The 21,225-nt window shown below is 69.1% G+C and carries 14 protein-coding genes; 7 read left to right on the top strand and 7 right to left on the bottom strand.

Features of this window, described 5'->3' with window-relative positions:
• Positions 1-2 precede the first annotated feature (2 nt).
• A complete protein-coding gene (locus B7R21_RS07430) occupies positions 3-524 on the bottom strand; it encodes a hypothetical protein (RefSeq protein WP_147305840.1) in 522 nt (173 codons plus the stop codon).
• A 199-nt stretch (positions 525-723) separates the two neighbouring features.
• On the opposite strand from B7R21_RS07430, the gene B7R21_RS07425 reads away from it, so the two are divergent.
• The 4 genes from B7R21_RS07425 (at position 724) to B7R21_RS07410 (ending at position 4,613) form a co-directional block, all read left to right on the top strand.
• Positions 724-2,103, top strand: coding sequence for a sensor histidine kinase (locus B7R21_RS07425; RefSeq protein ID WP_116282607.1), 1,380 nt, complete (start codon positions 724-726; stop codon positions 2,101-2,103).
• Positions 2,100-2,768 (top strand): response regulator, encoded by a 669-nt coding sequence (locus tag B7R21_RS07420; protein WP_253259691.1) that lies wholly within the window; start codon positions 2,100-2,102, stop codon positions 2,766-2,768. The genes B7R21_RS07425 and B7R21_RS07420 overlap by 4 nt, the downstream gene beginning before the upstream one ends.
• 49 nt (positions 2,769-2,817) lie before the next feature.
• Positions 2,818-3,894, top strand: coding sequence for an ATP-dependent DNA ligase (locus B7R21_RS07415; RefSeq protein WP_116282606.1), 1,077 nt, complete (start codon positions 2,818-2,820; stop codon positions 3,892-3,894).
• A gap of 95 nt (positions 3,895-3,989) precedes the next feature.
• Positions 3,990-4,613 carry a TIGR00730 family Rossman fold protein gene (locus B7R21_RS07410; RefSeq protein WP_116282605.1) on the top strand — a complete coding sequence of 208 codons (624 nt, stop codon included), beginning with the start codon at positions 3,990-3,992 and terminating at the stop codon, positions 4,611-4,613.
• Between the two features lie 22 nt (positions 4,614-4,635).
• Here B7R21_RS07410 and B7R21_RS20605 read toward each other — a convergent pair whose 3' ends face one another.
• The 3 genes from B7R21_RS20605 to B7R21_RS07395 form a co-directional block, all read right to left on the bottom strand.
• Complete coding sequence (locus B7R21_RS20605) at positions 4,636-5,526, bottom strand: hypothetical protein (RefSeq protein WP_172592087.1); 891 nt, start codon at positions 5,524-5,526, stop codon at positions 4,636-4,638.
• A 298-nt stretch (positions 5,527-5,824) separates the two neighbouring features.
• On the bottom strand, positions 5,825-6,853 hold the full coding sequence (gene ligD, locus B7R21_RS07400) for a non-homologous end-joining DNA ligase (protein WP_172592086.1): 1,029 nt from the start codon (positions 6,851-6,853) through the stop codon (positions 5,825-5,827).
• A gap of 394 nt (positions 6,854-7,247) precedes the next feature.
• A complete protein-coding gene (locus tag B7R21_RS07395) occupies positions 7,248-13,307 on the bottom strand; it encodes a DUF3320 domain-containing protein (RefSeq protein ID WP_116282603.1) in 6,060 nt (2,019 codons plus the stop codon).
• A 199-nt stretch (positions 13,308-13,506) separates the two neighbouring features.
• Between B7R21_RS07395 and B7R21_RS07390 the strand changes: the two genes are divergently transcribed.
• From B7R21_RS07390 to B7R21_RS07380, 3 genes are read left to right on the top strand one after another with little or no spacing between them, the layout of a single operon-like run.
• Positions 13,507-14,085 carry a helix-turn-helix domain-containing protein gene (locus tag B7R21_RS07390; RefSeq protein WP_172592085.1) on the top strand — a complete coding sequence of 193 codons (579 nt, stop codon included), beginning with the start codon at positions 13,507-13,509 and terminating at the stop codon, positions 14,083-14,085.
• Positions 14,085-14,528, top strand: coding sequence for a hypothetical protein (locus tag B7R21_RS07385; protein ID WP_116282601.1), 444 nt, complete (start codon positions 14,085-14,087; stop codon positions 14,526-14,528). The genes B7R21_RS07390 and B7R21_RS07385 overlap by 1 nt, the downstream gene beginning before the upstream one ends.
• A gap of 23 nt (positions 14,529-14,551) precedes the next feature.
• Positions 14,552-15,049 (top strand): SRPBCC domain-containing protein, encoded by a 498-nt coding sequence (locus tag B7R21_RS07380; RefSeq protein ID WP_116282600.1) that lies wholly within the window; start codon positions 14,552-14,554, stop codon positions 15,047-15,049.
• Between the two features lie 6 nt (positions 15,050-15,055).
• Here B7R21_RS07380 and B7R21_RS07375 read toward each other — a convergent pair whose 3' ends face one another.
• From B7R21_RS07375 to B7R21_RS07365, 3 genes are all read right to left on the bottom strand, one after another.
• Complete coding sequence (locus B7R21_RS07375; RefSeq protein ID WP_116282599.1) at positions 15,056-16,522, bottom strand: GmrSD restriction endonuclease domain-containing protein; 1,467 nt, start codon at positions 16,520-16,522, stop codon at positions 15,056-15,058.
• Between the two features lie 249 nt (positions 16,523-16,771).
• Complete coding sequence (locus B7R21_RS07370; RefSeq protein ID WP_116282598.1) at positions 16,772-19,096, bottom strand: ATP-binding cassette domain-containing protein; 2,325 nt, start codon at positions 19,094-19,096, stop codon at positions 16,772-16,774.
• A gap of 34 nt (positions 19,097-19,130) precedes the next feature.
• Entirely contained in the window at positions 19,131-21,194 is a 2,064-nt protein-coding gene (locus B7R21_RS07365; protein ID WP_253259690.1) for an amidase, read from the bottom strand.
• Positions 21,195-21,225: the final 31 nt, after the last annotated feature.

Genomic DNA, 21,225 nt, shown 5'->3' with positions numbered 1-21,225 from the left:
CTCTACGACTTCGAGGAGGACTCCCCGGTGAATTCTTCGGTGGTGCCGTCGCCAGGCGCATCCGCACCCTCCTCGCCGATCCCGGTCGAGTAGATCTCGTTGCGAGCGCGCGCGCGGTCCTCGCGCTCGAGGCGCAGGCGCTCCTGCTTCTCCTCACGGGCCTTCAGCCACTCCTGGTTGACTTCGACCTTCCGCACGGTGACGCCCCGCCGCGCCGGAGCTGCCTGCCGCGCTGTCGCCGCCGAAGCCCCGGCACCCGAACCCGCGCCGGTCACACTGGTGCCGGTCGACGGCTTGTACCGCTCGGCCGACGCCGAACCCGCGGAGGAACGGGCGCGGGAGGCAGCCGCGGAACCCGATCCGGAGCCTCCGGATGCCCGGGGGGCCGCCACAACGGGAGCCTGGCCCGTTCCCGCGCACCGCTCACCGTTCTTGGTCTCGTGCTGGATCAGCGTGCCCGAGACCAGGCCGACACCGACGGACTTGCCACAGACGGGACACTTCATTCCCGTGCTTGCTGCCATGACTGTTGTGCCCCTCTGTGCCGCACCGCGTGCCGCGTTCGTGTTGTGGATCTGTGCGAGGGCGCCGCCGCCGCAATCTGTGCGATCGTGGATACCAAACCGCGCCAGTTAGATTGTACGAGCCGTGCGGCACCGAGTGGATCGCCCGGCGCCTGTCGCCTGCATGAACGCGAGTCGAAGAAGGGGGTGACGTCACCCGATGCCAACTGCCCCGCCCACCGCCGACGGCTGGATCGTCGTGACGGATCCCGCGGGCCGACGGGATCCGGCCCCCGTCGCGCGCCGGCCTCTGCTCGCCTGGGTCGCCGCCGCCGCTGTCGCCGTCATCGCGCTGGTGGTCGTTCTGGGACTCGTCGCGGCGCGGGCACTGGCTGAATCCGAAGCGGTGAACGGTGCGGCCAAACGTGCCGACCTCATAGCGGATGCCCTGATCGAACCCGATCTCACCGACGGCCTCCTGACGGCCGATCCTGCAGCAATCGCGCGCATCGACGAGGTCGTGCAGAACCACGTGCTCAGCGCCTCGATCGCCCGGGTGAAGATCTGGGCTCCGTCGGGTGAGATCGTGTATTCCGACGAAACCCGCCTGATCGGCCGCAGCTTCGCGTTCGACGACGACGAGCGCGAGGCCTTCGAGCGTCCCGAGGTGCGCGCCGACGTGAGCAACCTGGATGCCCCGGAGAACGTCTACGAGACCAGTGGCGGCAAGCTCCTGGAGACCTATCGGTCGGTCAGATCTGATTCTGGCCAGCAGTTCCTCTTCGAGGCGTACTTCCGCTACGACGAGGTCGACGTTCGCACCAGCCAGCTCTTCTATGGTTTCTCGTGGATCACCGTCGGCAGCGTGCTGCTGCTCGTACTTCTCCTCGCCCCTGTGCTCTGGCGGCTGCTGAGGCTGCTGCACCTCGAGCAGCGCCAGCGCGCAGAACTCCTGCAGCGTTCCCTCGACGCGTCCTCAGCCGAACGGCGCCGCATCGCCCGCACCCTCCACGACGGCGTGGTGCAGGATCTGGCCGGCATCTCCTTCGCGCTGTCCGGTTCGGCCGGGCGAGCGGCCGGGCTCGGTGACACCCGGCTCGCCTCCGATCTGACGGGGGCCGCGGCCACGGTTCGCGGAAGCATCGGCGGCCTCCGCTCCCTTCTCGTCGACATCTACCCACCGAGCCTCGAGACGGCGGGCATCGAAGCGGCGCTCACCGACCTGGCGGCGGGCCTCCGGTCGCGGGGGGTCGAGGTGCTCGTGGAGGTCGACCCCCGTACGGCTCTGGATGCTCCGCAGTCCCGCCTCGTCTTCAGGGTCGCCCAGGAGTGCCTGCTCAACGCCGCGAAGCACTCGGGCGCTTCGCAGGTCGTCATCCGGCTCGGGCCGGATCGGCTCGAGATCGCCGACGACGGCACGGGTTTCGACGCGGCCGCCGCCCTCCGCGCCCCTGCCGACGGGCACTTCGGGCTGCGCGTGATGGCTGACGTCGTGTCGGAGGCGGGCGCCGAGCTGGCCCTGTCGACGGCGCCGCGCGCCGGCACGCGCTGGCGGCTTCGGATGCAGTCGGGGCCGGCGGAGCCACAGGCGCGGTCGTGAGCGGCGTGGATGCCACGCCCGGCCCCCGCACCACCGTGCTGGTCGTCGACGACCATCCCCTCGTGCGGGGCGGACTCGGCACTCTCCTCTCGTCCACAGCCGACCTCGTGGTCGTGGGCGAGGCCGGGAATGGTCTCGACGCCGTGCGGCTCGCCGCAGAGCTCCGGCCGCAGGTGATCCTGATGGATCTCTCCATGCCCATCCTCGACGGCGTCGAGGCGACACGGCAGATCCTCGAGCAGCAACCCGAGGCGCGCATCGTCGTGCTGACGTCGCTCCACGACCGGGTACGCGTTCACGAAGCGCTCGGCGCCGGAGCGATCGGATACCTGCTGAAGGATGCCGAGGCGGAGGTGCTGCTGGCGGCGATCCGCTCTGCCGCCCTCGGGCACTCCCCGCTCGACCCGCGTGTGGCGGCCGCACTCCTGCCGGGAGCGCTGGTCGCGCCGCCGGATGCTGCGGGTCTGGCGCGCACCTCCCCCTTGAGCGCACGCGAGTCCGAGGTGCTGCAGCTCATCACCAGCGGGCTCTCGAACAAGCAGATCGGGCAGCAGCTCGGCATCGCCGAGCGCACAGTGAAGGCGCATGTCGGCAGCATCTTCAGGCACCTCCGCGTCGCCGACCGCACCAGCGCCGCCATGTGGGCTCGCGACCACGACTTCTGACCCGGACATGCCACTGTCGCCGGGGCGACGCGTGCTGCATGATCGGAGCATGCGTTTCAGCCCGGAGAACCCCCTCACCCCCATGCTCGCCAAGGCCACGCCGACCGTGCCGGGCGCCGATCGCGTCGAGGGTGGCCTCAGCTACGAGCCGAAGTGGGACGGCTTCCGCGCCATCATCTACTTCGACGGAACCGACGTCGAGATCGGCAGCCGCGGCTCGAAGATGCTCACGCGGTACTTTCCGGAGCTGGTCGAGGCGTTCCGGACCCTGCTGCCCGGGCCGTGCGTGCTCGACGGCGAGATCGTCGTGCGTTCCGGCGAGCCCGGCCATGAACGCCTCGACTGGGAGGCACTCAGCCAGCGCATCCATCCGGCGGCCAGCCGCGTCGCGAAACTGTCCGCCGAGACACCGGCGATGTTCGTGGCCTTCGACCTGCTGAGCGTCGGCTTGGGCGACGACTCCGACGAGGACAACGTCGACTATGCGGCCCGGCCCTTCGGCGAGCGCCGCGGAGCCCTCGAGACGCTGATGGCGGGCCTCGGGCATCCGCTGCATCTCAGCCAGGTCACCACCGACGAGGACCTCGCCGGGCGCTGGCTGGTCGAATTCGAAGGCGCCGGGCTCGACGGCGTCGTCGCGAAACCGCTCGCCGCCGCCTACGCGCCCGGCAAGCGCATCATGCTGAAGACCAAACACCACCGCGAGGCCGACGTCGTGGTGCTCGGATACCGGATGCACGCCAGCGGCCGGGGCGTCGGATCCCTGCTGCTCGGCCTCTACACCTCCGGCGGCGAGCTGCAGAACGTCGGCGGCGCCTCTGCGTTCAGCGACGCCCGCCGCCTCGAACTCATCGGCGAGCTGGAACCCTACGTCGAGCGGGACGCCGACGGCGAGATGGTGCGCGGCGAGACCGAACGCAGCCGCTTCTCCGGGTCGAAGGATGTCTCGTTCGTGCGCCTCCGCCCCGAACTCGTCGTCGAGGTGCGCTACGACCAGATGGAGGGCCAGCGTTTTCGCCACACCGTGCAGTTCGACCGCTGGCGGCCCGACCGCGAGGCGCGTTCCTGCACCTATGAGCAGCTCGAGCGCCCGATCGCCTACGACCTCTCCGAGGTGCTGGTCTGAGCCCGGCCGGCTCACCCCGATGCGCGCTTCTGCCCTCCGGTAATCTCCCCGCAATGCAGGTGGGCTAGGTTCAGGATGCTCACCGAAAGGCTCACATGACAGAACCCGCACGCCCGTTCACGATCGCCGTCTTCTGCGGATCCAGCACCGGCAACGACCCCGTGTATCTCGAAGCCGCACGAACTGTCGGCCGGACCCTCGCCGAGCAGGGAATCGGCGTGGTGTACGGCGGCGGTCATGTGGGGCTCATGGGCGCAGTCGCCGACGCCGCGCTCGAGGCGGGCGGGCAGGTCACGGGAGTGATTCCGCGGGCGCTGCACGAGCGGGAGATCATCCACGACACCGTCAGCGAACTCTTCATCGTCGACTCGATGCATGAGCGCAAACTGATGATGGCCGAGCTCTCCGACGCATTCCTCGCGCTGCCCGGCGGCCCGGGAACGCTCGAGGAGATCACCGAGCAGTGGACCTGGGCACAGCTCGGCATCCACGAGAAGCCCTGCGGTTTTCTGAACGTGGCCGGCTACTACGACCCGCTGGTCGTGCTGGTGGAGTCGATGCGCGACCGCGGTTTCACGCACCCGCGCTACACCGGGATGCTGCGGTTCTCCGACTCGATCGACGAGCTGGTGGCTTCGTTCCGGAGCTACGAACCGCCCGTGCGGGTGGCGGCCTCCCCCGGCAGCGAGATGAGCAACCTGGCGCCCGTACAGCCCTGAGCCCCGGATGCCCCCGGGCGGGTCAGTACCAGTTCACCGACTGCGAGTGCGACCAGGCCGAGCAGGGCGTTCCGTAGGAACCCTTGATGTAGGCCAGGCCCCACTTGATCTGCGTGGTGGCGTTGGTCTTCCAGTCGTCGGCGATCGTGGCCATCTTGCTTCCAGGCAGCGCCTGCGGGATGCCCGTGGCCCCACTGGACGCGTTGTAGGCCTCGTACGACCATCCGGATTCCTTCGACCAGAGCGACGAGAGGCAGGAGAACTGGCTGTCGCCCCAGCCGTATTCGCTGGAGGCGAGGCTTGCGGCGGTGGCCTTCGCGCCCGAGACGGTGTTGCCGTCGGCGAGCGCCTGGGCTGCTGCTGCGGCAGCGGCGGCGGCATCCGCCTCAGCCTTCGCGGCGGCTGCGGCGGCGGCCTCGGCCGCGACCCGGTCGGCCTCCGCGGTGGCTGCGGCGATCGCGTCGGCCTGCGAGACCGTCTGCGTCGTGAGGGCGGTCACCGTCTGGGTGTCGAGCGCGGAGTAGTTGTTGAGCGTCGCGATCGAGGCGATGAGAGGCGTCGCGTCGACCTTCGCCTGCGCCTGATCGACGACGGTGTTCGCCTTCGACAGCGCGTTCTGGGCGTCGGCGTCGATCTTCGACTGCTCGACCCGCGCCACGACATCGGCCTGGGTGCGGGCGGTGGATGCCGCGGCCTCCGCGGCGGCCTGGTTGGCCGAGACGGTGGACTGCACGACGAAACCCGAGCCGACCAGGAGACCGGTGGCTACGATCGCGCCGGAGAGGATCACCTTGCGGCTCCGGAACCGTTTGCCGGGCTTCCGGAGCGAGCGGCGGGTGGGGAGTTGGGGACCGGATGACCCGGATGTTTCGCTTCCGGGTGTTGCTGACTCGGGTGTTGCGGATTCGGACACAGGTGAAGCGGATGATTCGGGCTGCATGACTTCCAATGGTCGGCCGACCGGTGTCGCCACGCGAGGGGGGCACACGGGCATCCATGGAGTGTCGACCACTCGGGCACGACGGGTTCCGCACCGGCCGGGGTAAGCGGCCTCACGCGGACAGGATGTCAGTCGGATTCGTAGGCGAGAAGCAGGGGGGTCATCTCACCGAACGCCCGCAACCTGGGGTTGTCAGCCGGGCGAAGCAGCCAAAATACGTCGACTTCCTGAACAAATGCCCACAGAGTGCACGAAATCCCGCTCAGAAGCGTTACTCGGTCTTCTTCGCGCGACTCGGCTGCACGCGCGGCGGCTCCCCCGGCATCTTCGGGTAGTCGGGCGGAAACGGCAGTTCGCCGAGCCCGGAAGCGACATCCCGCTCCCACCACGAGAGCAGGGTGTCGATGGTCGCCGGATGCTCGTGCATCCGCTCCCACGGGTCGCCGGTCATCCGGAGCCGTTCGGGCACCGTGCCGATCGTGAACGCCTTCGGGTCGGCCGACTCGAGTTCGCTCCACTGCAGCGGTGTCGACACGGGCGCGTGTGCCAGAGCGCGCGGGCTGTAGGCGCCGGCCATGGTGCGGTCGCGGTTCGCCTGGTTGAAGTCGACGAAGATGCGGGTGCCGCGCTCCTCCTTCCACCAGGCGGTGGTGACCTGCTGGGGCATCCGCCGCTCGAGTTCGCGGGCGGCCGCGATGACGGCGTGCCGCACCTCGAGGAACTCATGCGTCGGCTCGATGGGCGCGAAGACATGCAGGCCACGGTTGCCGGAGGTCTTCACGAACGCCTCGAGGCCGGCCTCTTCGAGCACCTTCCGCAGCTCGATCGCTGCCGGTATCGCGTCGTCGAAGTCGGTTCCCGGCTGCGGGTCGAGGTCGATTCGCAACTGGTCGGGAAAGTCGCTGGTCTCGGCTCGCGATGCCCACGGATGGAACACCACCGTGTTCATCTGCACCGCCCAGACGGCGGCGGCCGGTTCGTCGATGACGAGCTGCGGATGCGTGCGCGCACTCGGATACACCACCATGACCGAGCGCACGAACGCCGGCGCCCCCTTCGGCGGGTTCTTCGAGAAGAACTGCTCGCCGTCGATGCCCTCGGGGAAACGTTGGAGAGACACCGGGCGGTCGCCGTTCGCCCGCACGAACGCGACGCCGACCTCGATCATGTAGTTCGCAAGATCGAGTTTCGTGATGCCGGGCACCGGCCAGAGCACACGGCCCGGACTCGAGAGACGCACCTGTCGCGTCTCGCCGTCGCCGACACCGGGAACATCGAGCATCACCGCTTCGCTTGCCATGGTTCCACGGTAGTGGCGGTGGCCTGCCGAGGCACGGATTGGTGATCGAGCGTCATTCTGTGATATGGTTCTGGCTGCTCGCTTGACCGCCCTGCGGAAGCTCGAGCACGGGGCATGAAGACATCTTCTCGAACGGCGCCACACCAGGCATTTGCTAAGGCAGCATGCGGTGAGGCCCTCGGAATGTGCACCTTCCTGCCGGTACGACCCCGCCGAGGTTCACCTCGAAAACTTTTGTGATTCACTGCACGGTGAAGAGCGTCGCTGATTCTTTGACAACTCGCGGCCTTCTTCGAAATGCGTCGATCGGGATTTTCGATGAGCCAAGCGATTTCCTGTCCGGGCTGACGTGGCAGGGAATCGCAGCGTGGACGCACGCCCCCACCCCTTCCCTTCAGTCAGCTGCATAGAGCCGATCGGCGCGCTCGGTGAGCAGGCCGCGGGCGACCGCCACGGCGAGTGCGCGCTCCATTCGGCCACGGATGCCTGCCGTCAGGCGGGCGAAACCGAAGGCCTGGGCGGCCTCGCGAACGAGGTCGTCCTGGGTGACCCCGAAGCCGAGTCGGGCGACGGACTGCATCGCGTTGCCGAGCTCGACGAGCGAGATGTCGTCCACGGGACGCCCAGCGCCGGCTTCTGACGTCTGCCAGTGCGAATGGATGCCCGGAGCCTGGGTCGCCAGGTACCGAAATCCCTCTTCGCCCCTGACGATTCCGGCGAGGTCGAGCGCGAGCAGTTTCTCGGCCCGGCGGGCGAGCATTCGCGGGAGGTTGTAGGCGAGGGCGAGCTGGCGGAGGAGCCGCTCCGGCGACACCGGGCCCTCGGTCTGAATCAGCTCCGCGACCGTCTCCGCCAACTGGGACCGCATGGCGGGCTCATCGAGCCGATCCAGGTCGGCGGGTTCCCCGCGACGGCCCGGTGTCCAGGCACGCCAGACGGGAACGTCGGCCCAGGCGCCGGCTGCGGTCGGTGCCACCCCGGCGGAAGCGCCCGGGCCAGGTGCACCCGCGGTGGGCCCGGCGGCGAAGGGAGCGGCGCCGGCACCAGCGGGCACTGCGGCGGCCGCGGCGACGGCCGTCACGTTCGCCGAGAAGGGTTCCCCCACCGCAGCACCCCGCCCCGCAGCATCCTGGGCCGCCCGCACCAGGCGTTCGACCTCGGCGTCGCGGTCGCGCAGCCAGGTCGGCAACCAGACCCGCTCGATGGCCGGCCAGCCCATGCGTGTCGTCAGCAGCTCGGTGGGCAGGGCATCCCGGTCGCCGGCCGTCAGGCGCGAACGCCAGGCCGGCCCGTCGAGCAGGATGCCGAGCACACGCCGCCCGGGAACGTCGGGGTCGAGCACGGCGATGTCCACCCTGAACTCTGAGAGCCCCACATCGGGTACGCAGGCCAGGCCCCGGGCACGGAGCGCCGCGAGGATCTCATCCCGGTGCCGATCGACCGCACGCACCGTCTGGCTCGAGACGGCCCCGGAGGAGTTCGTGCCGTACCGGGCGAGTTCGAGGTAGCTCTTCAGATGACGGAGGCCGACCGAGCCAGACCCCTCAACATTCAGCTCGCCCGGTTCGAACGAACAGAACACGATCACCTGGCGGCGCGCCCGCGTGACCGCGACGTTCAGGCGGCGCTGGCCGCCCGCCTGGTTCAGCGGACCGAAGTTCAGCGGCATCACGCCGCGATCGTTCTTCGCGAACGCGATGGAGAACAGGATGACGTCCCGTTCACTCCCCTGCACGCTCTCGAGGTTCCGCACGAAGATCGGTTCGTCTCCGCCGCCGTCGAGGGCGGCGCGCACCTCATCGTCGTCGACCGCGTCCAGCAGCTCGGTGATGAGCTTCTGCTGCTCCTTGTTGAAGGTGACGACGCCGATGCTGGCCTTCGACAGCTCGGGGTCGCGCACACGGCGCACGATCTCGTCGACGATGGCCGCCGCCTCTGCAGGGTTGGTGCGGAGTCCTGCCGGCTCGGCTCCCCCGGCCCCGGATGACCGCCCGCGCCCGCGCCGAAGGAATTCGCCCTCGACCTTGACGAACGACAGCCCCTTGTCGACGAGCGTCTCGGATGCCGACGGGAACGAGCTCAGCCGACCGTCGTAGTACTGCTGGTTCGAGAACGCGATCAGGGATTCGTCTTCGCTCCGGTAATGCCACGACAGCATCACATCGGGAACGCGCGCCTGCACAGTCTCCGAGAGGATGCTCTCCTCGTCGATCACCACCCCGTCGACGTCGTCGCCCTCGGTGTCGCCCTGGCTGCTGGATGTCTCCGCCACCGACGTGGGCGGCATCTGCTTCGAGTCGCCCACGATGACCGCCGCCCGGGCCCGGCCGAGCGCCCCGATGGCATGGGGAACGCGGATCTGGGAGGCCTCGTCGAACACCACGAGGTCGAAATCCGAGAGGCCCGGGTCGAGGAAGCGAACCACAGAATCCGGGCTCGCCAGAACGCAGGGGGTGAGACGGGAGACGACGTCCCAGTGGTCCTTCAGCAGGCGGCGGATCGGCTTGCCTCCGCGGCTCCGCCCCAGTTCGCGTCGCAACTCACCGATCGCACCGATCTGCGTGCCCGTGTCGAAGCCCCGCCGCTCGGTCAGCTGGGCGCCGAGCAGGGCGGGAAGGGCATCCCGAACCCGGTGCGTGGCCGTGTCGAACGCATGCACCTGCTGGTCGTAGGCCGACCCGTCGAAAATGTCGAGCTCTTCGTCGTCGAGCTGGCGCCTGAGCACCGCAGCCAGGAATCCGCGCTCGAACGCCTGCTCGGCATCGCCGAAGGCGACCGCACCCGAGAGAACGGCGCTCTGCGCCCCGACGAGGGAGTGCTGGCGAAGAGGCGCCAGGGCAGAGACGAGGTTCGCCCACCGTCGAAGCTGCGTGAATCCCCGCTCGACGGAGTCCCGCTGCATCGCGGAGACGCCGGTCGCCCACCGAGCGGCGAATCCGGCAGTCGCCTGGCCCGCCCCGGAATCAGACGCGAGCGCGTCGCCAGCGACCCAGAGCGCCTCGCTCTCCTCGTTCACGCCGAGCACCTCGCTGAGCTCCCGGGCCGCCACACCGAGCGTCGCCAGGTGCGCCGCCGCCCCGGCGTCCGCCGCAACGAGCGCACGCGTGCGCCCGCGCGCGGGCGACGACGGCTGCTCCGAGAGCACCGACACCCAGTAGTCCATCCACTGCAGCTGGGAGACGACGGCCGCCCGCGCCGGGGCGCTCAGCGGATTCCAGCCCGCGCCGCCCGCGGGAAGACTGACACCCACGATCTCCTTCGCGAAGACCGTGAGCTGTACGCACTCCTGCTGCACCCGCCCGAGCAGGTCGATCGTCGCGGGCAGGTGCTCGCCCGTGATCGTAGAACCGTCGTCAAGGTACTCGGAGACGGCCGAGACCGCAGCCTCGATCCGCTTCTTCCGACCGATGAAGAAGCTCGAGCGTGCGGTGTCTGCCGCAACGCGGAGCCCCGCGACATCCGCCGCCAGCGCTCGTGGCCCGATCGAGGGCGGGTACGCCGTGGCCAGCGCCGCCAGCGACTCGGCGAGCGCCCGCCGGTTCGACACCTGCGACGGGGTGGATGCCGCGTCGATGACCTCGAGCGCGGGCATCCCGGGCTCTGCCAGCGCACCGGCCAGAGCGAGCTCACCGAACCCGGCGACAGAGGCGAGGTACGAGGCTCCCGCTGCGGAGGACCGCAGCGCGGCATCCTCCCGCGCCAGAGTGTCGACCGTGGAGGCCAACCGGTCGGTCACCGGACCCGTGAGCGCCGACGGCGCCACCGTCGCGAATGACCACGGGTTGCCGCCGGCCGTTCCCGCGGCGCGCCCGAACTCGCTGGCCTCGCGGAGCGCCCCGAGGATCGCGGCACTCACCGAGGCGCCCCCCGAAGCTTCAGCGGCGGCCAGGAAGGCGGCGGGAACCGGCAGCGTCTCGCCGGGCGGAAGCGCGAGCATCCGGTCGCGCGCTGAGTAGGCGGATTCACCGAACGCGCCGCGGGTGTGCAGGTGCTCCGGGTAGCGCTGGAGAGTCGGCAGCGCCCGGGCCAGTTCGGCTCGCGCCGTCTCGTAGGCCGGGCGGTCGGCGGTGACGATCGTGTCCATCACCAGGCTCAGTTGCTGGCGAACGGCAGCCGGACGCATCCCCTTGTCGTGCAGGTTGAGGCAGAACGCGCCGAGACCGACCTTGTCGAGACGCTCCTTCACCACGTTCAGCGCAGGCGGCTTCTCGGCGATGAACAGCACCCGCTTGCCCGACTGGAGCGCCCGGGCGAGCAGGTTGGTGATCGTCTGCGACTTGCCGGTGCCGGGCGGGCCCTGCAACACGAAGGTCTGGCCCGACATCGCCTTCTGCACGGCGACGACCTGTGAGCCGTCGGAGGCGACAGGCAGATCGGCGGCGAGGTCATCGAGGAGGATGGGTGTCGCCCCCACCTCGTCCACCGCCGGGTCGTCGAACTGCAGCTGCGGCGTGTACACCAGGTGCCTGACCAGCGGTTTCTCCACAAACGTCTGCCAGTTGTCGCCGAGGTCGCGCCACAGCCGGTAGGTGCTGAAGTCGAAGAAACCGAGCGTGCACGACTCGTCGACCCGGAAGCCCTCGAGCCCGGCCGCACCGATCTGGGCACGCACGTACGCGAGCAGTCCGTCGATGTCGACGCCCGAATCGTCGAGGTCGGGTTCGATCAGCTTCGGCAGCACGAAACCGGCATCCTGGCTGAGCTTCTCGGCCAGCGAGAAGTTCGGCGTCACCACGTTCGTCTCGTCGATCACGAGCGAGAAGGCGCTGTTGCGGTTCGAGGCCTTCAGCGTCACCGGAACGAGGATGAGCGGCGAACGCACCTCGGCCTTGCCGGCCGGCGTCCAGACGAGCGAACCCATGCCGAGGTACAGGCTGTTCGTGCCGGTCTCGTCTCGCACCGCCCGGGCCGCGCTGGTGATGCGCCGCATCCGGGCGAGGAACAGGTCGGGCTCGACATCGACCAGTACCCGGCGCTCCGCCGTCAGCTGGGTCTCGAGCGAGGGGTTCAGCCCGGCATCCGGCTCCCGTCTGACGTTCAGCGGAAGATCCGTCGCATTCGCGGCGAGCCTCAGCTCGCTACCCGTCTGCAGCAGATCCTCGATGGTGCCCAGCGTCTTCGCCGGCACCATCAGGTTGACCGACGACGACGACGCGCTCGAGTTGCGGTGGTTGATGAGGGGGTTGCGGAGGCTCAGGTCGAGCAGTGAGTTCTTCCACTGCCGCACGCGGGGCGGCGGGTCTTCGGCGCGGGTGTCGCGGCCGGCCGACCGTCCGCCGTGTTCGCCCTGCTCGCTCTGCACGCCCTGGTCTCGCTGAGCCGCAATGGCCGCCTGCAGCAGCCCGATCGAGAACTCCTGCGGCGTGTACTCGACGATCTCGACGGAGCCGTCGGGGTGCACCACGCGCGCCGGGATCGGCAGCACGCCATCCAGAACCCGCGCGAGGGCGATGTCGACGAAGCGGGAGGCGTCGGATGCTGCGGTGGTGGCGCCCAGCACACCCGACGTCACCACCCGCTCGCGCCCCTTTAGACGCGCGGCCGGGAACGCACCATTCGCCTGGCCGCTCGTCACCGTGGTCGTCTCGAACAGCACGAGCGCGCCGCTGTCGACCAGGTTCATCGCGCCTTCAACAGGAAAGACCGCCCCGGGCAGAGCCTGCCGCTCGTCGCTTGCCCAGTACCCCACCAGCGCGTGGCCCGGCAACAGCACCACCACCGGACGCAGCCCCACATTCTCGAGCAGGCTCGCGAAGAGCATCGTGGTGTCGAGGCACGTGCCCGCGCGCTCTCCCAGAACGGCGCCGGGCGTTCGCACCCGCTGGCCCGCCGAAGCGGTGTTGTGCTGCAGATCCCAGGCGGCCGGCGGGTCGACGTAGGTGATGCCGACCGCCCGCACGGCCTCGTAGATCGCCTCGACCATCGGCGTGACGTGCGCCGCATCCTGGTAGCCCGACAGCGCGCCGTCGTGGCCCCCGGCCACGAGCCTCGCCACCGCATCGTCGAGCACCGGCCGGAGCGCCGGATGGTTCGGCAGCGCGAACGCGGCAAGCGTGAGCGCGCCCTCGTCGATCGGCGTGGTGAGCACCCACGAGTCTGCTGCGAGCACCCGCACGTCACGCCGCGACGTGCCGAGAACCGTGTCGCCCTGCAGCACCCGCACCTCGAACGCCCCCGACTGCTGGTCGTCGAGCGCGTACAGGGACGCCGCGTCGAGACCGAGCTTCACGGGCGCCCAGGTCATCCCCTGCTCGCCCAGCTCGTGCACGCTCTGCACCCAGGCGTGCGAGAGCGGCCCGTTGACGCCAACCAGGCCCAGCTCGACCGTGACGCCGGCGAACGTCTGCCCGTGTTCCGCCCGCACGGAGAGGTTCTGGATGATCGACTGCCCGTTGTGCGCACTCGCGAACGAGACAACGGGCGAGAACTCGACGTCGATCAGTATCTGGGCCATGGCGTCCTTTTCCGTGCCCGGCGGGCCAGCGTTGTCGGTCGAATGGGGATGCACTCGAAGCTACCGCATGCACCTGACGCCGCCTTGCCGTGCGTCTTTAAATGAGTAATTGTCATACACTAGATGCATGACCACACCTCAGCCCCCGCGTGAGCCAACGCCCGGGTATTATCATATCCGTAAACATTGGAGATGGCTCATGGGTGCTGCAGCGCTGTTCCTGAAGGCGAGTCGCGAGTCCAGCGGGTTGACGCAGCAGGTCGTGGCTCTGCGCGCGCAGACCTCGACTCCGGCGCTCTCACACATCGAGAACAGCAAGCGTGACCCGAGCGCAGCCAAGCTCGACACGTTGCTGCGTGCGACCGGCAATCGGCTGGGAGTGGTGCCCACGAACCGGTCGGGTTCGCTCGAAGCCGGGGCGGCGATCCACGACGAACTGGCCATCGGTGACGAGAAGTCCGCTTTTCGGAGTTTCCTCCAGTTCAGCGACAATCTCGCGGCCGAGACGGGAGTCGTGCGGGTCGTTCTCGCCGCCAACGAGCCCCCCTCGACAGGCTCGCTCCTCTGGGATGCCGCACTTGCTGCCGTCTCGGAGTACTGGCTGAACCGTGGGCATCTGCCCGTTCCCGATTGGACAACTCAGGCGGATCGAACGCTTGCACACCGAACTGTGCTCTCCGGCGACCGATACACGCGCTCGATCGACCAACACGACGTCCCGCGGGAGTTTGCGGCGAGAAACGTCGCGGTCGACCGCTCCGTTCTGGCGAGTGTCTGATGGCCGCACAGAACGCGAACCGGCTCGACGCGCAGATCAGCCCCGAAGCTCACTGCCTCGATCACGCTGCGGGGATCGCGAAGGATCGAGGCTGGGCAGCCGACTGGCTGAACACCAGCGCGAATGTCTTCATCCCGATCGCGCGAGACGCAGGGTGGCACCTGCTCTCAGACGACGGCGTCACCCGCGTCTGGGTTGCGTCGGCCGAGTGCCTGCTCGCGATGAAACTGAGGGCTTCGCGCCGGGGCCGGGACAGTGACGACATCGCCAACCTTCTGGCTTATCTCGGCTTCACGTCGATCGAGCAGGCAGAAGAATTGTTCGAGTCGTTATTTCCGGGCGAGATCGTCGAGGCGAAGGGAATCCGCATCCTCACCGATGTCTTCGAGGCCGGGTTGCCCGACATTCCACCACGGCCTGCCGTACCGGTCTTGGTCGGCTGAGTGAGGAACACCATGATGGGAACATGACCAGCGCAATCGATCCGGAACTCGACCTCGTCGTCTCGCGCGTACTTCCGGCCCCGCGGAGCGCGGTGTGGGCGTCCTGGGCAGATCCGCGGCGCTTCGAGCAGTGGTGGATACCCGCTCCGGCCCGTTGCCGGGTGGCCGAGTGGGAACCGCGCCCGGGAGGGGCCTTCGTCACGGAGATGAGTGTCCCCGGCACCGACGGCGGAGTGGATGACGGCACCTTCGTTCCGCATCTGAACGGGTGCTTCCTGGCCTTCGACGAGGGCGAGCGAATCGTCTTCACCACGTGCCTCGTGGGCGGTTTCCGGCCCGCCACGCAGCCGTTCATCACCGCCGAGTTCACCTTCATCGATCATCCGGAAGGCACCCTCTACATCGCGCGCGCACTGCACTCGACGAGCGAGGCGCGCACGATGCACGAAGAGTTTGGCTTCTACGACGGCTGGGGCACCGTGACAGAGCAGCTCGCGGATTTCGTCAAGCGCACGAACTGACGCTCCTCAGTTCTCGCAGCCGATACCGTCGCCATCCCTGTCGAGTTTCGAGCTGTAGCCGGGGTCGCCCCGATAGATGGGCGCGGCTCCGGCGGCCCGCACTGCATCACAGTTCTTGTACGTCACATCGGCCGGTGCCGGCGCCACGGGTTCGGGTGCAGGCGCGGCGGGCGCGGGCGCAGACGCCGCGGGTTCGACCTGCGCTGGAACGGGCGCCTCAGCCGGAGTGGGCGCGGGTTTCGCGTCAGCGGCCACCGCCGGCGCGGCCTTGGTGAAGGCAGACGACGTCGCCGCCTGCTCGGGGCATGCCGCGAGGATGCCGGCCAGCGCATCGTGCTCGGCCTGGGTCACCCACAGACCGTACGTCGCCTTCACCGAGATCTGCCTGGCCGCATACTCGCAGCGGAAGCTCTTCGAGGGCGGCAGCCAGGTCGCCGCATCGCCGTCGCCCTTCTGCTGATTCGTTGCGCCGTCGGTCGCCCACAGATTGAGCGGATCGTTCGCCAGGCTGATGCGCTGGGCCTGGCTGAGCTGCTGCGCACCCTTCTGCCAGGCGTCCGACAGCGCGACCACGTGATCGATCTGCACGAGAGTCGACGTCGTGTTGCCCCGGAGGAACTGGAGTGTGGTCCCCGTGTACCGGTCATCCAACACGCCCGAAAGCACCTTGCACGGCCCTGACATCGTCACCCCGGTCAGATCGCGCGCGAGGATGTCGTTGCGCGTGTCGCAGCCGTTCCGGTCAACATCGAGCCAGGCTTCGCCGAACTGGGCGGTGCGCTGGTATCCGGTCTTCGGAGCCCGACCCTTCACCTCGAGCGTCGCCAGCACCGCGAGGGCGGTTCCGGTGGTGGCGCTCGTGTCGAGTGCGACCACGCTCGAACCCTCAGGAGGAGCCGAAACGGTCTCGGGATCGAGGTCGACCTCTGATGCAGGCGTGGTCACGGCGGGCGTCGGCTGAGCGGTGGGCGATGCGCTCGCGCTCGGAACGGCCGTCGGCTCTGCTGTCTCGACAGCTGCGGAGGCCGGGGATGCCGGTCGCCCGGGCCCGCTGACCCCCGCCCCCACGCCGAACAGAACCAGTGAGGCAACGACGACCCCCGCGGCAAGAGGGCGCGATGCGGGGAGCATAGCCCAACTCCGCCGCTTCGTGATGACGACGTAGAGCCCGGTGAGCAGCGCCACGAAGGCCAGCATGATGAGCAGCCCACCGAGACCGCCGGCCAGCGCGAACAGCACCAGCGCCAGCACGACGAGTCCGCCGACGATCCAGGTCGGCAATGGTATGCGCCGGCGGAGAGCGGATCCTCTTGCAGTCCGACTCGTGCCCGTGGTCGGTGGGGGCGGAGGCGGCGGCGTTCCGAAGGTGGGCGGTGTTGCACGACGCTCCGTCGTCCATGCCGATCCATCCCAGTAGCGCTGGCCCCCTTCGACTTGATTGTCGGAATACCAGCCCGCGGGCGTGTTCGTCATACCGCTCATCGTTTCCCCCCAGATGCGATCGTCCTGAGCCTAGTGGGGATTCAGCGTCGCCTCCGACGCCCTCCCCTCGACGCGTCGCAGCCGTCGCCGCCCACCTCCTTCGCAGCCGTCCCCTGTGACGCGCGCCAGTTCGGCAGAGCTGCTCCCCTTCGAGCTGGCGCGGATGCGCGGGACTGGCGCCTGAAGCGATGTTCGGGCCGAAAGCGGCTTCGGGGCCGACGCGAGGGTCAGACGCGAGGGTCAGACGGCGCCCACGTACTCGGCGAGGTGGATGCCCGTGAGGGTCGACTTCGCCGCGACCAGTTCGGCGGGGGTGCCCTCGAACACCACGAGGCCCCCATCGTGCCCCGCACCCGGGCCGATGTCGATGATCCAGTCGGCGTGCGCCATCACGGCCTGGTGGTGTTCGATCACGATCACCGACTTTCCCGATTCGACGAGCCGGTCGAGCAGCCCGAGAAGCTGCTCCACATCGGCGAGGTGCAGCCCGGACGTCGGCTCGTCGAGAACGTAGACACCGCCCTTCTCCGCCATGTGGATCGCCAGCTTCAGCCGCTGCCGTTCTCCGCCCGAGAGGGTCGTGAGCGGCTGCCCGAGGCTCAGGTAGCCGAGCCCGACGTCATTCAGCCGTTCGAGGATCGCGTGCGCCGCCTTTGCCGCAGCGCTCGCCCCGGCCTTCCCTGCGTGCACCGCACCTATACCCGTACCCCCGAAAAAGTCGGCAGCCGCAGCCACCGGCATCGCAAGCACCTCCGCGATGTTCGACCCACCCAGCCTGTACTCGAGCACCTGCGCCTGGAACCGCGCTCCCCCGCACTCCTCGCACACCGTCGCCACCCCGGCCATCATCGCCAGGTCGGTGTAGATCACCCCCGCGCCGTTGCAGTTCGGGCAGGCCCCGGTGGAGTTCGCGCTGAACAGCGCCGGCTTCACCCCGTTCACCTTGGCGAACGCCGTGCGGATCGGGTCGAGCAGACCCGTGTAGGTCGCCGGATTGCTGCGCCTGGACCCCCGGATCGGCGCCTGGTCGACCGACACCACATCCACACCCCGCGGAATCGACCCGTGGATCAGCGAGCTCTTGCCCGACCCTGCGACCCCCGTCACCACCGTCAGGATGCCGAGCGGAACATCCACATCGACGTTCCGGAGGTTGTGCCGCGTCGCACCCCGGATCTCGAGCGCCTGTCGCGAAACGCGCGGGGAGGTCTTCAGACGGGTGCGGTCGCCGAGGTGCTTCCCGGTCAGGGTCTCGGATGCCTCGAGCTCCAAAACCGTGCCCGTGAAGCAGATCTCCCCGCCGTTCGTACCGGCCCCGGGCCCCAGGTCGATCACGTGATCGGCGATCCTGATCGTCTCCGGTTTGTGCTCGACGACCAGCACCGTGTTGCCCTTGTCGCGAAGGCGCAGCAGCAGCCCGTTCATCCGCTGGATGTCGTGCGGGTGAAGCCCGACCGTCGGCTCGTCGAACACGTACGTCACGTCGGTCAGGCTCGACCCCAGGTGCCGCACCATCTTCACGCGCTGGGCTTCACCGCCCGACAGGGATCCACTCGTTCGATCGAGGCTCAGGTAGCCGAGCCCGATCTCGACGAACGAGTCGAGGGTCTGGCTGAGGGTCTCGATGATCGGCGCGACGGATGCCCCGGTGATGCCCCGCGCGAACTCCGCCAGGTCGCTGATCTGCATCGCCGTGCAGTCCGCGATGCTCTGCCCGTCGATCTTCGAAGCGAGCACCTCCGCCTTCAGGCGCGATCCGTGGCACTCGGGGCAGGTCGTGAAGGTGACGGCCCGGTCGATGAAGGCGCGGATGTGCGGCTGCACCGAGTCACGGTCTTTCGACAGCATCGACCGCTGCACCTTGGGCACCAGGCCCTCGTAGGTCATGTTGTTGTTGCCGATCCGCACCTTCTCGGCCGGGCGATAGAGAAAGTCGGCGAGTTCCTGGGCGTTGAAGTCGGCGATCCGTTTCGACCCGTCGACGAACCCGGACTCGGAGTAGATGCGCACATACCAGCCGTCGGCCGTGTACCCGGGAACCTTGATGGCGCCGTCTTCGAGCGACAGGGAGCGGTCGACGAGCTCGTCGACGTCGATGTCGTTCACCTCACCGAGCCCCTCGCACCGCGGGCACATGCCCTCGGCGCTGTTGAACCCGTAGTGGAACGACGGCCCCACGTGCGGCTCGGCCAGCCGTCTGAAGAGGATGCGCAGCATCGCGTTCGCGTCGGTCGCCGTGCCGACGGTCGAGCGTGAGTTCGCCCCCATCCGTTCCTGGTCGACGATGATCGCGGCGCTGAGCCCGGTGAGCCCGTCGACGTCGGGCCGCGCGAGCGACGACATGAACGACTGGACGAACGCCGGATACGTCTCGTTGATGAGCCGCTGCGACTCGGCGGCGATGGTGCCGAACACGAGCGAGCTCTTGCCCGAACCGGAGACCCCCGTGAACACCGTCAGCCGCCGCTTCGGAATGTCGACCGACACGTCTTTGAGGTTGTTCTCCCGCGCCCCGGACACCCGGATGAGGTCGTGGCTGTCTGCTGCGTGTCGCGTCTCGGTCATGGCACCGATGCTAGCGAAGGCTTCCGACATTCGCTCAGTTCAGCGGCGGCAACGGGGCGAAGACCAGAGACGCCGCCGATCTGCCGGTCGCGACCAGTACCATCAGCTCGTCGGTCAGGCGGGCCCGCGACAGCGACACCGTCCCCCGGTAGACGCCCGGCGCCCCTGGATCGGCCCGCAGGATGTGCCCGTCGGCCCACACGCGGGTGGTGGACGCCGTGGCCGGGCCCTGACCGTCGCCGACTCGCACCTCCACCTCCCACGAACGGCCCCGCGCCTCGACGGAGACGACGGTCAATGTCGACGTCATCGCCGCCGAAGCGACCCCGCCCCGCGCATCCACCTCGCTCCGGGCATCCAGCTCGCCCGGCGCGTCACCCGCGACATCCACATCGATCTGGTTGCTCGGCAGCGTCGGCGTCAGAAACGCGGGCTGCCGCCGCAGCGTCGCGCCCTCATACGCCGACGCATAGTCGAGCAGCCGGTCGTCGCTGTACGCAGCACCCGCGAAGGTGAGCCCCACGGGCATCTGGATGTCGCCCATGAACCCCATCGGCACCGTCACGGTCGGGATGCCGAGGTGACGCAGCACGCGGTTGCCGTTCGAGTACACGACGCCGTTCCGCGACGCGGCCTCGAGGCTCTCCGGGCGGCTGAACAGGTCGACCCGGCCGACGTCTCCTGCGGCGGGGAAGACCACGAGGTCGAGCCCCTGGGCGAGCATCCACTCTTCGAAGTCGACCGTGCGCGCCTCCTCGAGGCCACGCAGCAGGTGCGCGAGGCCCGGCACCTCGTCGAAGGTCGCGGGCAGGCCCTGCTTCACCAATTCGGCGAGACGCTGCCAGTCGAAGCCGCCGCGCGCCCGGGTGATCCACACGGGCACCGGCGCATCCGCAAGAGGGAACACGGTGTCGCCGTCGACGTCCGCCCAGCTCGACAGGTGCGGGTCGGCGTTGTCTCGCAAGAACGCATCGAGCGCCATCGCCGTGATCGGCCCACCCTCGAGCGCGCGCCAGTTCGGGGGCACCAGTCCGCGCGCCGCGAGACCCTCGGCCTCGGGGCGATCCTCCTCGTAGTTCGACACCACCGGAAAATCGACCTCGACCACCTCGGCGCCGAGCGCCCGCAGGTCGTCGGCAGCCCGGTCCCAGAGCGCCCGCACGCTCGGGCGGATGACCGGCGGGTCGATGGGCACAGCATCCTCGCCTATGTAGAGGCGCGGCACACCGATCCGCAGGCCGTCGAGCCGCGAGGGGCGGGGCCGGGACACTGGATGCGGCAACACCTGTTCGGGCGTCGGCAGCTCCACCGCGCTCTGCTGTCGCCAGAAGTCGCCCGAGCGGTCCGGATCCTCGACCGCGAGCACATCGAGCAGCAGGAGCAGGTCGGCGACCGTGCGGGTGTGCGGCACCACCACGTCGCAGGTCGGCCGGAGCGGCCAGTTGCCGCGGATAGACAGCACCCCGCGTGAGGGCGTGTATGCCACCAGCGAGTTGTTCGAGGCCGGCGCGCGCCCCGACGACACGGTCTCCTCGGCCATGCCGAAGGCGCAGAGACTCGCTGCGGTAGCTGTACCCGATCCGTTCGAGGAACCCGATCCATAGGCCGCCGTGAGGTACTGCGGGTGGTACGGGCTCCGCGCGTAGTCGTAGAGCCCCGGCTGCATGCCTCCCGCTGCCATCGGCGGCATGTTCGTCTTGCCGAGCAGCACCGCCCCGGCCGCACGCAACTGGGCCACGGATGCCGCGTCGTCGGTCGCCACCAGCTCCGCCAGGGCCGGGCTGCCGGATGCCACAGTCAGTCCCTTGACCTTGTAGCTGTCCTTCACGGTGAACGGGATGCCCTCCAGCGCGCCCACCGGCTGGCCGGCCGCACGCCGGGCGTCAGAGGCGGCGGCCTGTTCGAGGCAGGTCGGGTCGAGCACCGCGATCGCGTGGAGGCACAGCCCCGTGCGGTCGTAGTAGGCGATGCGGTTGAGGTACGCGGACACGAGCTCGACGCTCGTCACCCGGCCCTCGTCGAGCGCCGCCTTCATCTCGCTGATGCTGAGTTCGACTACATCGATCCGCTGCACGTCGCCGCCTTTCGTCACCCCCATCCTCCCAGCCCGGGAAGGAGGAAAGGGCCGC

The organism is Subtercola boreus, from assembly GCF_003399625.1.
Taxonomy (GTDB): Bacteria; Actinomycetota; Actinomycetes; order Actinomycetales; family Microbacteriaceae; genus Subtercola; species Subtercola boreus_C.
The sequence above is the reverse complement of the archived record's forward strand: the minus strand, read 5'-3'. Positions and strand labels throughout refer to the sequence as shown.

Excerpts from the sequence above, each read along its gene's own strand:
- B7R21_RS07380 (WP_116282600.1), top strand. The coding sequence starts at position 14,552 with ATGACCAGCGCAATCGATCCGGAACTCGACCTCGTCGTCTCGCGCGTA.
- B7R21_RS07365 (WP_253259690.1), bottom strand. The coding sequence starts at position 21,194 with ATGGGGGTGACGAAAGGCGGCGACGTGCAGCGGATCGATGTAGTCGAA.
- B7R21_RS07395 (WP_116282603.1), bottom strand. The coding sequence starts at position 13,307 with ATGGCCCAGATACTGATCGACGTCGAGTTCTCGCCCGTTGTCTCGTTC.
- B7R21_RS07425 (WP_116282607.1), top strand. The coding sequence starts at position 724 with ATGCCAACTGCCCCGCCCACCGCCGACGGCTGGATCGTCGTGACGGAT.
- B7R21_RS07410 (WP_116282605.1), top strand. The coding sequence starts at position 3,990 with ATGACAGAACCCGCACGCCCGTTCACGATCGCCGTCTTCTGCGGATCC.
- B7R21_RS07370 (WP_116282598.1), bottom strand. The coding sequence starts at position 19,096 with ATGACCGAGACGCGACACGCAGCAGACAGCCACGACCTCATCCGGGTG.
- ligD (WP_172592086.1), bottom strand. The coding sequence starts at position 6,853 with ATGGCAAGCGAAGCGGTGATGCTCGATGTTCCCGGTGTCGGCGACGGC.
- B7R21_RS07375 (WP_116282599.1), bottom strand. The coding sequence starts at position 16,522 with ATGACGAACACGCCCGCGGGCTGGTATTCCGACAATCAAGTCGAAGGG.
- B7R21_RS07385 (WP_116282601.1), top strand. The coding sequence starts at position 14,085 with ATGGCCGCACAGAACGCGAACCGGCTCGACGCGCAGATCAGCCCCGAA.
- B7R21_RS07430 (WP_147305840.1), bottom strand. The coding sequence starts at position 524 with ATGGCAGCAAGCACGGGAATGAAGTGTCCCGTCTGTGGCAAGTCCGTC.
- B7R21_RS07415 (WP_116282606.1), top strand. The coding sequence starts at position 2,818 with ATGCGTTTCAGCCCGGAGAACCCCCTCACCCCCATGCTCGCCAAGGCC.
- B7R21_RS07390 (WP_172592085.1), top strand. The coding sequence starts at position 13,507 with ATGGGTGCTGCAGCGCTGTTCCTGAAGGCGAGTCGCGAGTCCAGCGGG.